The sequence below is a fragment of the Niastella caeni genome (genome assembly GCF_004834005.1).
In the GTDB taxonomy this organism is placed as follows: Bacteria; Bacteroidota; Bacteroidia; order Chitinophagales; family Chitinophagaceae; genus Niastella; species Niastella caeni.
Window position 1 is genome coordinate 519996 of the sequence record NZ_STFF01000003.1, and the last position, 13581, is coordinate 533576.

The 13581-nt window shown below is 37.3% G+C and carries 10 protein-coding genes; 6 read left to right on the top strand and 4 right to left on the bottom strand.

What is annotated here, in order from left to right:
* Window positions 1–150: 150 nt before the first annotated feature.
* From FAM09_RS13405 to FAM09_RS13425, 5 genes are all read left to right on the top strand, one after another.
* Entirely contained in the window at window positions 151–1158 is a 1008-nt protein-coding gene (locus FAM09_RS13405; RefSeq protein ID WP_136577626.1) for a hypothetical protein, read from the top strand.
* Window positions 1159–1199: 41 nt separating this feature from the next.
* Entirely contained in the window at window positions 1200–1664 is a 465-nt protein-coding gene (locus FAM09_RS13410) for a MauE/DoxX family redox-associated membrane protein (RefSeq protein WP_136577627.1), read from the top strand.
* Window positions 1665–1693: 29 nt separating this feature from the next.
* Entirely contained in the window at window positions 1694–3202 is a 1509-nt protein-coding gene (locus FAM09_RS13415) for a hypothetical protein (protein ID WP_136577628.1), read from the top strand.
* A gap of 84 nt (window positions 3203–3286) precedes the next feature.
* Window positions 3287–3778 carry a TlpA family protein disulfide reductase gene (locus FAM09_RS13420; protein ID WP_136577629.1) on the top strand — a complete coding sequence of 164 codons (492 nt, stop codon included), beginning with the start codon at window positions 3287–3289 and terminating at the stop codon, window positions 3776–3778.
* Window positions 3779–4046: 268 nt separating this feature from the next.
* Window positions 4047–4346, top strand: coding sequence for a hypothetical protein (locus FAM09_RS13425; RefSeq protein ID WP_136577630.1), 300 nt, complete (start codon window positions 4047–4049; stop codon window positions 4344–4346).
* Window positions 4347–4586: 240 nt separating this feature from the next.
* On the opposite strand, the gene FAM09_RS13430 is transcribed toward FAM09_RS13425, so the two are convergent.
* The 4 genes from FAM09_RS13430 to FAM09_RS13445 all read right to left on the bottom strand — a co-directional run bounded on the left by FAM09_RS13430 (window position 4587) and on the right by FAM09_RS13445 (window position 12773).
* Window positions 4587–6131 (bottom strand): RagB/SusD family nutrient uptake outer membrane protein, encoded by a 1545-nt coding sequence (locus FAM09_RS13430; RefSeq protein ID WP_136577631.1) that lies wholly within the window; start codon window positions 6129–6131, stop codon window positions 4587–4589.
* 48 nt (window positions 6132–6179) lie between these two features.
* A complete protein-coding gene (locus FAM09_RS13435; RefSeq protein ID WP_136577632.1) occupies window positions 6180–9602 on the bottom strand; it encodes a SusC/RagA family TonB-linked outer membrane protein in 3423 nt (1140 codons plus the stop codon).
* A 378-nt stretch (window positions 9603–9980) separates the two neighbouring features.
* Complete coding sequence (locus FAM09_RS13440; protein WP_136577633.1) at window positions 9981–11204, bottom strand: FecR family protein; 1224 nt, start codon at window positions 11202–11204, stop codon at window positions 9981–9983.
* 105 nt (window positions 11205–11309) lie between these two features.
* Window positions 11310–12773, bottom strand: coding sequence for a thioredoxin family protein (locus FAM09_RS13445; protein ID WP_166437131.1), 1464 nt, complete (start codon window positions 12771–12773; stop codon window positions 11310–11312).
* Window positions 12774–13244: 471 nt separating this feature from the next.
* On the opposite strand from FAM09_RS13445, the gene FAM09_RS13450 reads away from it, so the two are divergent.
* Complete coding sequence (locus tag FAM09_RS13450) at window positions 13245–13544, top strand: hypothetical protein (RefSeq protein ID WP_136577635.1); 300 nt, start codon at window positions 13245–13247, stop codon at window positions 13542–13544.
* The last annotated feature ends 37 nt before the right edge of the window (window positions 13545–13581 follow it).

Sequence of the window (13581 nt, forward strand, 5' to 3'; positions counted from 1 at the left end):
CTATTTCTGCACCTATCCAATATGATTAGCAGTGATGGCTTTTTCCTGAGTCTTAGTTGCATCTGGTTTGCTTTGTTGTTATGGATTATACACCAACCCAGCAAAAAGATCATTATCTATCATGCTATCGTATTATTTATAGCATTTACCGTGAGATATAATGCATTGATATATCCCCTTATTGCTGGACTAGCATTCTGCCTCTCCAACCTATCTGTAAGAAATAAAATTGCAGGATTGGGACTCGGCTTAGTATTGTGCGGATTATTTGCAGGCTTTACCATGTGGAGGTACAAAAAACTTACAGACTACTGGCAGTATTCTCCCTTTAGTGGCTGGCAATTTGCCAACAACGCCATGTATGCATATCGCTACGTAGATAGTGCCGAATGGAAGCCAGTGCCTCAGAAGTACCAGGCATTGGACAATATGATACGGGATTTTAACGCCAGAACCCGCCATTTGCTAATGGATCCAAAAGAAAAAGAACAAACAAGCACCTTCTATATGTGGAGCCGAGGCATGCCGCTGATGGACTATCGGGACAGCCTGTTTAAAAATACAAAATATGCAAGCTCAGATTTTGAATTTAAAAAATGGGCTAGTATGGGACCATTATATAAAGATTATGGAATATACATCATACGTCAATATCCATTTCACTTTTTACGTCATTTTGTATGGCCCAACAGTCATAAATATTATGCGCCCCCAGTAGAATTTTTGGATGAATATAATTCAGGAAAAAAACATGTAAATGATCAGGCAAAAACATGGTTTGGTTATAAAAGTACCAAAATAAAGACCAGAATGCTAGATAATAATGTATGGATATTGGACTTTTATCCCATCTTATCAGGCATCATAAACGGTGTAATGCTGTTCGGATTATTATACTATTTGCTACTCAAAGGATGGCAACACAATACCACTTTTAACAAGACACTTATTTTAGCTGGCGCTGTATGGTTGATCAATGCGGGGTTCACAATATTCGCATCTTCTGCAGCTTTACGATTTCAATCATTCCCGATCATACTAACGACCACATTTGCACTACTGCTTGTTGACTGGATGGCACAATTGATGAGAACCATGAAGCAGGAACAGAACAAGCAGGAGGCGATAAATGAACAACTCCCTCAAGCAATTGCCTGAGCGCGGTATACTATATAGAATTTCGATTTAATCATAAACATATGAAACGAACCACTATCATAGAAAGCATTATTTTTTTATACGCCATCCTTTTATTATATACCGGCATAAGTAAGCTTATTGATTATACTGTATTTAAAGAAAGCATTGCCCACTCCCCAATACTAGCCCCTGTTGCAACGCCGATTGCATGGGGACTGCCTTGGGTGGAATTTTTGGTTACTCTAATGCTTATCATTCCAAGATGGCGATTGAAAGGACTTTATGCGTCCTTGATACTAATGATTGTATTCACTGGATATGTGACTGGCATTTTGCTTTTTGACAAAAACTTACCCTGTAGCTGTGGAGGAGTATTGCAACAACTTACCTGGCCACAACACATTGCTTTTAACACCGCATATATATTATTATCTGTGTGGGCCATACTATTGCAAAGACGAGAAAATAAAGTACAAAAACTAAACTGGACAAACCAATACTCAATCACCAATCCCCAATTCTAAGTATGTTATTCCATAACATCATATCAAATATGCCATTTAAACAATGGATTTGGCAAGACAAAGAAAACAAACAATTACTTTGGTTTTCTATAATTATAATGATAATATCCTTTGCTTGGCTAAAGTACGTTTATCCATTCCCTAACTTTATTCCTCCTGATTCCAATAATTACCTGGAAGCGGCAAACAATAATGACTTCATTAGCATTTGGCCAATTGGATACTCAAAATTTTTACGGTTAATAAGCATTTTTTCGCGTTCTCATTTCGTATTGGTGATACTTCAATATCTCCTATTAATGGGCAGTGTATTGTACTTTTTATTTTCCATCCGATACCTATTATCACCGGGAAAGTGGCTTTTCAGGGCGTTGTTGACAATAAGTATTATCAACCCTTTACTACCACACATCGCCAATTTTGTTTCAAGTGATTGTTTGTTTGTAGCATTGAGCCTTACGTGGTTTACACAATTACTATGGATCATTTATCAACCAAAACAAAAACTATTATTGCTTCATGCAATCGTTCTATTACTAGCATTTATGGTTCGTTTTACAGCCGTCTGGTATCCTTTTTTTAGTATTGTACTTATTGCTTTAACAAACATTCCTCGAAGAATAAAATGGGTGGGTATTGGTGCCATTGCATTACTGTTATTTCTTTTTATTGGTCGCACACAATATGAATATAAAGTAAAAACTGGCACAGTACAGTATGCTGCGTTTGGAGGTTGGCAATTGGCTGCTAATGCGCTCTACGGGTATGCCCACTCACAACAGGATGATCCTACATCGATAACCTGGAAATACAAAGAATTACACATCCTTGTTAATCATCACATGGATTCATTGGATCACCTGGTTATCCGACCAGACCAGAAAATCGGCGTCTATTACTTATGGAATTTCAAATCTCCATTACGAGTGTATCCAGTTAAGAGCTGGAAAATAACCACAGCTCCACCGTCTTTTTTTGAGCAGTGGGCTACTATGGCGCCTTACTATGCATCATATGGCCGCTGGCTAATAGCGAAACATCCATGGTCATTTATTAAACATTTTATATGGCCTAACCTTGTAAGGTATTATGCGCCACCAGCCTTTTTTATGGAAAAGTATAACCTGGGAAATAAACAAGTTGATCCTATCGTAGTTACGTGGTTTGACTGGACAAATAATCAATTACCAACCCGTGCAAAGAACAGAGATATCCGTATTGCGAATATATTCCCAAACCTGTTAGCAATCCTTAATCCACTCTTTCTTATTAGTACAATCGCATTTGTAGGTTCCAAAAGTTTTAGAAGATGTAACAAAATTAGTAAAAGGATAGTTTCCTGTATGGGACTGGTTTGGTTTAGCAACGCTTTTTTTAGTGTACTATCTGCCCCTATTGAATTACGCTACCAATTATTTCCATTTGTTATTACTCTGTCATTTAGCACGTTGTTCATTTCATCACTAATAATGTCACTAAGTCAAGAATCAGAGACCAACAAAAAACAAGTAGCACTAATTTCAGAAACAGCTATGTAAAACAAAGTATCACATGAACCAATCTTCAATCAATAAGGAAATGAATATCTATCATTGAAAAATATATTTCAAAACTCTCAAGATATGAAAAAAATCAGTGCATTTTTTATACTTGCCTGCCTAGCCGGTTGTTTTGGGAAAGAGCCTCAAAAAACAGGTAAAGAAGGCACCCCATTGCCTGAATTTAAACTTTTATTAATGGATAGTGTTACGTGGGTGAATACTCGCGATATTCCAACAGGCAACCCTATTGCGTTATTCTTTTTTAGTCCGTATTGCCCTTATTGCAGAGACCAGACACTGGAGATTATTGAGGAAATAGACGAATTAAAAAATATACAATTTTATTTTGTTACCAGCTTTCCTCCATCAACGCTTAAAGATTTTAAAAAAGCGTACCAATTGGCCAAATATTCTAATATCACTATAGCCATTGATCCACAACAGGCTTTAGGAAATTATTTTGAAATTACGGGCATACCTTATATAGCTATTTATAGTAAAGACAAAAAGTTAAACCACGCTTTTAAAGGGAAGATCACTTTTGGTCAGCTAAAAAAAGTAGCTGAAGAATAATTTATTTCGCAATAACTGATTGCCCTGATCAAGCATTCGGTTTGTCTTGATATATCCGGCCTTTGAAATATGTTAGCTTAACCCTGCAGGGACAATAGCGAACAAAGTTCATTTTAGCTTTTCCAGCTGATGCATGCGAAGGCTGTATAGATTTAATGAACAGTTACTCACCTATTTGCCGAGTTAACCGCTACCGGCAGATACACATCTCAATTAGCGGAATTCAAAAACCAAAGTTTAGCTTTTTGATAAAAAAAGCGCTCTAATTATGAAAAAAATAAAAATCATGCTGTTTTCTCTTGCGCTTATAGCTGTTGTAGGTGGCGCACTGGCTTTTAAAGCCAAATTTGTTGAAGAGTATTGCACTACAACTACACTGAATGGAACTTGTTCCTATAATGGACCTACTGGTGCACCACGTCCATTAACCTGCACGGATGTAATAATAGAAAACTCTACAACTACAGATGATGTCAGTAAGCCGTTTTATTGCTATACAACTTCAAACGGTTCAGCCTGCCAAAATAGAACATGTACGTTCTCATCATATTTCAAGGCAGACAATTAAACCATAAAATGGTTTAATATTTTTAAAAGGCTAGGCAGTGATTGTATCGCTACCTAGCCTTTTTACTCATTATATGTGACTGTTATTATTTAATATTTTGCATTATTCAATCGAGACGTGTAACTGACTTAGTGTTGTTATAGTGTCGAGAATTGGCGTATCTGCTATTACCAACCGTGTTCCAGCCGAAAACTCCCTTGGCTTAGGCTCTCATCTAATAATGGCGCATTACTATTTACATTAGTTGTATCCCTCGTTCTGCCATATATTGGGAGCTTTCTGTAATTCTATCATTGGCAAAGGATACAACTGTTTATAGCTTTGCCAGGCACCCCCATTAGCTTTTAAAGGCGTTACTATCTTCATTATTTCATCAATTTTCTCAGTACGTATCAGATCAAACCAACGATGCCCCCATTCAGAAAATAATTCTACCTGTCTTTCATGAAGAATTGCTGAAAGCAATGTAGATTTATCATTAGCAGCAGTATTGGGTAGTCCAGCTCTCGCTCTAATGGCATTTAGATCAACTTGAGCCCCTCCAATTTTCCCTTGATGCGCTCTTGCCTCGGCCCTAATCAAATACTGTTCCCCAATTCTTAATACCATAAAATACTCCTTCATATTCAAAGTATTTGTAGTTGCGGTTATTGTTGGATTAGGAAGATTGATCTTGTACTTATTAGGATATGATACCGTATCATTCTTTGTGGCAGTGAGTTTATAAATCGTTGTATCTACCCAATTACCATATTCAGCCCGTTTATCGCCAGCTTCAAAACTTTGAAGCAACTGTTTACTCAAATAAATGGGATTGGCACCAGAATTTCCGGTAGAAGGCCCTGCTGGTGGAATTATTAACAATTGTGCGTCAATAGTATTGAATGCTAAGGAAGTAGGCTGCAGTTGCCATATAGCTTCACGGCTGTTTTTTATGTAAACATCATTTAAATTTGGTAATAGATCAAACAAGGTTGTATTACTAATAACAGCAGAAGCCTGTTCTTCTGCCTTGGCATAATCGTTGGAATACAAATAAACTCTTGACAGCAAGGCTATGGCGGCCCATTTATTGGGACGCGTTCTTTCTACAGTTGAACTTAATAAAGTTACATCTACATAAGTTTCACTTAACAGACTAATGGCATCTTGTAGATCAAGAATAATCTGTTTGTAAACCTCTTCTCTGGGTGACCGGGAAAGAAACGTATTGACTATTGGATCAGCAGTTAAAGCTAAGGGGACATCACCAAATTCATTTACAAGATAAAAATAAAAAAAAGCTCGCAAGAACTTTGATTCTCCCAATAATTGTGCTTTGACTATTGGTGTTAGGCCAGATGAAGCATTTAAACCCTCTATAGCGGCATTACATTTAAATACAAAGTTATAAAGCGGAGACCAGTGCTCAGCTCCTGTGGCCTTTGTTGGGTCTATTTGAGATAATGCATTCTTATAATAACTTAAATAGCTAGCTATAGTAATTCCTCCATTCAACGTATATTCATCTGCACTAAGACCAGCAAAGAAAGAAATGCTCCCTCCGCCTTGAATGAGACTACTATTCATTGCCCCATATAACGCAGTCAATACAGAAGTAGCCGTTGCATTTGTAGTATAAACCGAATTTTCAGTTATGATGCCGGCAGGCGGCGGTACCTCAACAAATTTTTTGCAAGCGCTTTGAAGTATAAATAGAGGAAATATAAGAATAAACATAATCCAAGTTATATCCTTAGGCATACTTGCTTTTATTTTTATAAATCTTAAAATCATGGCAATCATTTTAAATAGTTACAGTCATAATCCAAATAAAAATGACAATAAGTATTTTTATAAGTCAAGTTTTATTCCCACTGTCCACATCTGCAAGGGAGGCATTGTTGTACTACTCTGCGTCTCAGGATCCATTCCTGAATAATTTGTAATAGTTACGAGATTTTCTCCGCGAAAATACAAAAGGCAACCCTGCAATTTTGCTTTTTGCAGCCATTGTGGCGGTAATTGCCAGCTAAGAGATAAATTCTTCAGTCTTATATATGAAGCATCAGACATATAATAAACATCACTTTCCACCGGCCACATTGGAAGGTTACCTATATTATTTGTAAACCGTCCAATTGGTTTATTATCCTGCTGCTTCTGCCATCGATTCAGCACTGATATCGGCTGGTTACTAATTCCACTTGAAAACCGACCCGGCACAGTACTACCATTCCAATAGAAAAAGTCTCGTATCCCATTTTGATTTACAAATTGAAAAAGAAAATCAAGTTGAAATCTCTTAAAACTGATACTATTTAAAAATCCTCCATAGAATTTAGAAACATTAGAAACAAGGGCAGTTCTGTCTGCCTCATAGTCCGGATCAAAAGTTGGATTACCAGATTTATCAAATACCATATATTTACCAGAAGCTGGATCAACACTAGCATATCGATATAATTTAAGTACATCAACCGGATGACCAATAATAACTCCATAATCACCAGAAACAAAAGCTGTCTTTTCTATACCAGGAAATTTAACAACTCTATTCTGAGGTATAGTCAAATTTATGTTACTAGTCCATGTAAAATTTCTTCCCTTGATGTTCACTGTGTTTAATGTAAACTCCCAACTTAAATTACGTATTGTGGCTTCAATATTTTGAGTAACGCCTGAAAAACCAGTTATAGAAGGTAAAACATTTAATATAATTTGATTTGAAGATCTGTTTTGCGCATAAACAACACCTAAAATAATGCGATCCTTTATAAAACCAAGATCAATCCCCCCTTGCCATTTAAGTGTTTCTTCCCATTGCAGTTGCGGGTTTGGTAAACTTAAAACCTGTAGGCCAGTTCCATTTTGATATGGAATAGGGAGGTTACTAATGGAATACGTACTTATATATGCATAATCACCAATTTGGTCATTACCGGTTGTTCCTAAACTACCGCGCAATTTCCCAAAACTAAGAAAAGGCATTCTTTGTTTAATAAAACGCTCTTCACTAAATATCCAACCTAATCCGATACTTCCAAAATTATGAAATTTGTTTTTGTCGCCGAAGCGGCTACTACCATCCCGCCTTAAAGTAAGATTCATTAAATACCTATCACTCCAGTTACCATTGAGCCGACCAAAAACAGCATTATACTTGTACTGAGCTGATCCGGCTGCAGATATAGTTTTAGTAGTTGCTGCCAACGGGGATTTCATTAATTGATCATTCGAGTATCCGAAACCTGTTACTTGTAAGAATTCATTGTTACTCTTTTGCCAGGAGGCACCGAATAGCCCTTCCATTTTTATATTACCTATATTTCGTTTATAGGTTAGCTGGGGCTCAATTACCCAACTGCTCATATTTCTTTTCCCAAATTGTGAAATCCTGTTACTTGTTGCTCTATCTTCTGGCGGAGTACGTTCCACTCGTGAAGGCATATACAGATCATTTTGTAAATTCGTATATCCCAAGCTGCTACCTATATCCAAACCAGGAAAAATGCTATAAGAAAGGTTAACATTAGTAACAAGGTTCTTAGTGTCATTTGTAAAATCTCGACTATAAGTGGTTGCCAATGGGTTGATCCAAGTACTCCTGCCTGCTGCATTAGGGGCCCAGTTTAGTGTACCGTTTTCATTATATAATGGTGGTGCATTCGGTTCTAACAACACGGCGCTTTGTGTAAGATCAACACCAGGCAAATGATTTTGGTTATACATGTAATTACCAGACAATTGGACCCGGAATTTTGAATTAACAGAAGAACTGTTTAAAGTAAAATGAAGCCCTGACTTTTTATCATCAAAATCACCCGGAAACACCGTTGTTTGTCGGTTATAGGTAGCTCCAATCAAATATTGTACGGCAGAGGTTCCTCCAGAAATACTTGTGTTAATGTTAGTATATTTAGCTGTTTCGCCAATTAATTCCTTTTGCCAATCTGTATATCTTGTAGTATCCCATATAGTGAGATCAGGCGCATACAAATTAGGAGCGGTTGCATTTGGAACAGATGATGGTTTCAAACCATCATTTTTTAATGCCTCATTACGCATATCCAGATATTGCTTAGTATTCATCATATCTGCTCGCCGGATAATTTTTCCCCAGCCTTGCTGAACATTAATACTCATCTTGGTCTTGCCCGCTTTCCCTTTTTTGGTAGTAATTAAAATCGCACCATTACCAGCTCTACTTCCATAAATTGCCGTTGCATCAGCATCCTTGAGAATTTCTATTGACTCAATATCGGCTGGATTAATGTAATTTAATGGACTGCCCCCTTGCACTATTGTTTCCATTGGAGATGGCGAAGGTGTAGTGAACTGTTGGTATGGATAGGGCACTCCATCTATTACGATGAATGGTTCGAGACCGTTAAACCTAAAACTGTTGCGCCCCTGTATTCGCACTGTAACTCCTCCACCATTCATACCTGATAGTTGCCTGATTTCAATACCTGGGACCCTGCCTTGTAAAGACAACAAAGGGTTCTGCACAGGTTGCTTTTCAATATCCGCCGCCTTCACCGTTGCTATATTACCGGTTGTGACACGCCGTGAACTAGTACCATATGCAATCACTACCGTTTCATCCAATATCGACTGCTTTTGGTTTAACGAAATAGTTAAAAAAGGTTTGCCCTTAATTTGAAATGTTTGAGGATCATGACCAACAAACGAAATTTCCAAAATCGCATTTTCATCAAGATTATCCAGGGTGAACCGGCCCTGATTATCAGTAGTTGTACCAATGTTGGTTCCTTTCACTTTCACATTGGCGCCGACTAATGGATTACCTTGTGGATCTGTAACTTTACCACTTATGGTAACTGGGTCGCTCGAAGCAGGTGGCAATTGCATGGCTGATTCTATAGCCAGCTCTTTCTTTTTAACAGATATTGCGTTATTTACTATTTTATAGGTAAATGGCTGGTTGGCAAAACATATATCCAGCACTTGAACTATACTGGCTTTTACAACTGTTATGTCGACCGGCTTGGCATTCTTTAACAAGCCGTCTTCGTAAAAGAAGGAATAACCAGTTTGTTTTTGAATTTCGCTGAAGACTTTCTCGAGCGGAGCATTTTTAAGCGTAATTGTGAGCATCTGTGATAACCCACGGGCGCTTACATGTAAAAAGGCGGCTAATAGAATGATGGCAGTCAGTTTCATAACCATCAGCATTTTTTTGGTTAGCACCCGTTGACTTTGTTTCATTGCTGCGAAAACGGCCAACCGGTGACAATAAGCAGTTATTTCCATAACTTTGGAATAGTTTGGGTTTAACAATAAAGCAGTTTCTAGCAGAGAAATTTGTTCATTGGGTTAACCCAAATATTAGCCGTTCCGTCTGATTCACGGAACGGTTTTTATTTTGTTAACCGCTCACGGTTTAATGGTTGATCGGATAAGTAGATGTAGCAGATTGAAAATATGCGCGTTGGTTGTCTTAGGGATTGGCTTAGCCTAAAGGCCAAACTTTTTGTGGAGTATCTTTGGCAAAATGAAAAGCCCTCTTTGCTCTTCACCAAGGGCTTTTCATAGCTAACCGCATTGTGAAGTAAATGCATTGGTTAAGGGATATAGATAAGTGCAACCTCTAACCTCCCACCCAACATGGGGAGTATAAATAGGGTACTACTATGGTATCACAATTATTTTTTTTCCTTCAATACGGCAGTGAACGCCTGCAAACTCTATTACACTTAACACTTCCGAGGCATTCAACCGGCGGGGGATTTCACCGGTAAAAAATTTCTCCGGCAGGTTTTTATCATATTCTACCTGTACATCGTACCATCGCGCCAATTGCCGCATCACTGTTTTCAGATCGGTACGTACGAATTTAAATTTGCCATTTTTCCAGGCCACTGCCTCTTCTACATTAGCGTCTTTATCTACCCGTACTTTTTCATTGGCCTTTGTTAACAAAGCTTGTTGTCCGGGTTTCAGAAGAACCGAAGCCGGTGTTTTCACTATTACTTTCACCTTACCTTGCAATAGGGTGGTCTTTGATTCTTTTTCATCTTCATAAGCCATGACATTAAAATGCGTACCCAGTACCTCTACCTTCATCCCATTATTCACCTCCACTTCAAAAGGCATTCTTTCTGCACTTCCCGGCATCGTTACATGGGCTACTTCAAAATAGGCCTCACCGGTCAACTGTACCACGCGCTCTTTCCCTGAAAAACTCACGGGAAATTTCAATGAACTGGCGGCATTCAACCATACTTTGCTTCCATCGGGCAAAGTGAGCTGGTATTGTCCGCCTCGTGGGGTAGTCACGGTATTATAGCTAGTAGCTAGTGGCGAGTGGCTACTAGGGGATGTAGATTGAGACGTATTATATGCCAATTCTCCATCTGCCTGCTTTACCACGTTAGTGCTCCCCTGCTTGCTGATTGTCCCGTTCGCAATATTGTCTAAAACAATATTGGAACCATCGGCCAGAGTCAGCACCGCTTTATTACCCCCCGGTGCAATATCCTGGTTTGTTTTTTTTGTTGCTGTCTCGGTAACAGCCGGTCGTTTATCCCTCCGATTATTAATAACTAATAACCATACCATGCATACCACTGCTATTGCACTTGCGACAACAGCTATATATTTTAACCACTTAGTTTTGGCATGGTACAGATCAACAACAGATGCGGGTTGATTTATATTATGCGTTTGTTGAAACTGATACAGATCCTGCAAAGCACGTTGCAATCCCTCTTCATTGGTAAGTTCATTAAAAACCTTCCTGTTTTCATCCGATTCACTGATCCAACTGTTCATTATACTTCTTTCTTCCCCGGTCAATTCGCCCAGTAAATGCTTCCGAATCAACATAGATATGTCACCTGCCTTATCAGTCATGAGTTACTATTTTTGGTATTGTCTGTTTAAGTAAAACCTTAAGTAGCAGGAAATCTAACCGCAAAAAAGAAAAAACTTTAACAGCCCTACGGCAACAAAAAATTCTCAATTACTTGTCCAGATGGCGCCTTCTTTCACATAAGTAGGTTCACCGCGCATCATCTGTTCTATTATGGATGCAAATTTCTTTCCTTGTGTTAGCTCTGATGCTCTTTTCTCCCAAAAAATGGCTTCTTCTTTTCTTCCACATTTATACAATAAATTTGCGTAAGTATCAATCCACCCATAATAAGGGTCTGGATATTTTTTAACATATTTCTCCATCCATTTACTATATTTCTCTAGTAATCTTTTCTCTGTTGAAGCCAAGAAAGCGATCCAACAATAATGATTAACCATAAATCCGTCTTCACGACTCTTTATATCAGGTGGATATTTATTCAATTTAAGTATCCCATACTTTACGTATTGCTTTAAATTGTTATGACGGGCATACCATTCCAATTTTGCTGTCAATACATTTCTTTTTGCAAAAGAAGCACCATATTTTTTCAGAATCAGACGCTCCAATTTATTCCAGTCAGCCTCACTATAGTCGATGGGTTGCGGCGAACCGCCTCCCATATACATTCCTGACAAAACAATTTTGGGGTTCTTGTTTTGCTCGACATAAAAAGACATTACCATTTCTGCCTGTATAGTCTTATCAACCACCTTTTCAGAATAACCTTTTTCGTTCATCACTTTATCAATCATATCCCCATCCTCATAAAAAAAACTAAAAATTCGGGTTGTACTTGCAGGAATTAAATCCTTCCATACCTCAATTCTATCCTTTGTATATCTATCTTCACGTTTTAGAGTTGCCATGTATTTGCTTAGCTCCTTCATAAGTTCATTATAAACAGTATCTCCTAATTTAAAAGCCGTATTTATCATTAAAGGATATTTATCATAATTCCTTTCGCCTTTCTTATGTGTAGCCATTAACTGCTCATACTCCTTATAAGGATTCATGTATACTCTTCCAGGTTTTACAGCCTGCTCTGCAATAGAAATAAATTCCTTTACTGTTTTAAACCCCATTTGTTGATCTAAAACAGTGCCGTTTGGTGAAAGGAAAACAAAAGTTGGATATGCCTCTATATGATATTGTATACTAATAGATTTTGCGGCATCATACCAGCGCCGAACTTGTTCATCATCATTTTTTGTTCTATCCATTTGAACTTTAACTGATATAAAGTTTTGATTAAAGTAATTGCCTACAGTTTCATTCGAGTACACTTGTGCATCCATCATCTTACATGGACCACACCATGTAGTAAAACAATCCAGAAAAATATACTTATTATCCTTTAGCGCTTTAGTTTTAATTTCTTCCCAACTTGAGTTTTCCTCCCATTGAATACCTTGCCTGGTTATATTTTTCGAAGTAGTTTGGTCAATTATATTAACTATATTAACAACTTGCCGATCAAGTGCCGAGGCTGTGGTAGAAGATTCAGATTGTGCAAATAAATTCTCCAACCAAAATATAGACATTATTAAAAACAATATTATTTTCATATAAAGCATAGTTATTATAGGCTGATCCTTTAGAATTCTTTAAATCTTAATGCAAACCATTCTCATCATTAATTATGAAAGCGTTCTTTTAGTAAAATCTCACTGATATAAACCCTGAATTTTTAGAAAACTAACCGCTAAAAAATAATAAATCTTATTTCAAATAAATATTAATGGGATTAAGAATAGAAAATGCCAGAATAACAATCCATAGTTTTACAACTCTACCATGTATGATAGCAACAAGATCAACTTATGACCATATATTGCAAATTATGATCAAAAAGGACTTTTTATTAGGATATACTAATTGTAGATTGCATATGACTACTTAAATCATTGAAAACCTATAAAGAAGATTTTACAAAAAGTATGAAATGATGAGACTAGGCCAATCGAGAAAATACATATCCCGCTTAAGCGGAATTCCAAAACCAAAATTTAGCTTTTTGATAAAAAAGCACTTAAATTATGAAAAAAATAAAATCCATGCTGTTTTCCCTCACTCTTATTGGTATTATAAGTGGTTCACTGGCTTCTAAAGCTAAATTCAGGGAAGAATATTGTACTACAACTACATTAAATGGAACATGTTCGTATAATGGCCCTACTGGTGCGCCACGACCAATTACTTGTACAGATGTAATGCTGGAAAACTCTACAACTACAGACAATCCGGATAAACCCTTTTATTGTTATACTACTGCAAACGGCAGTCCATGTCAAAACAGGACTTGTACTTTTTCATCGTACTTCGTAGAAAATTTTTAAAGAAAACATTATTAATTCCTTATAACGAATAAATGCT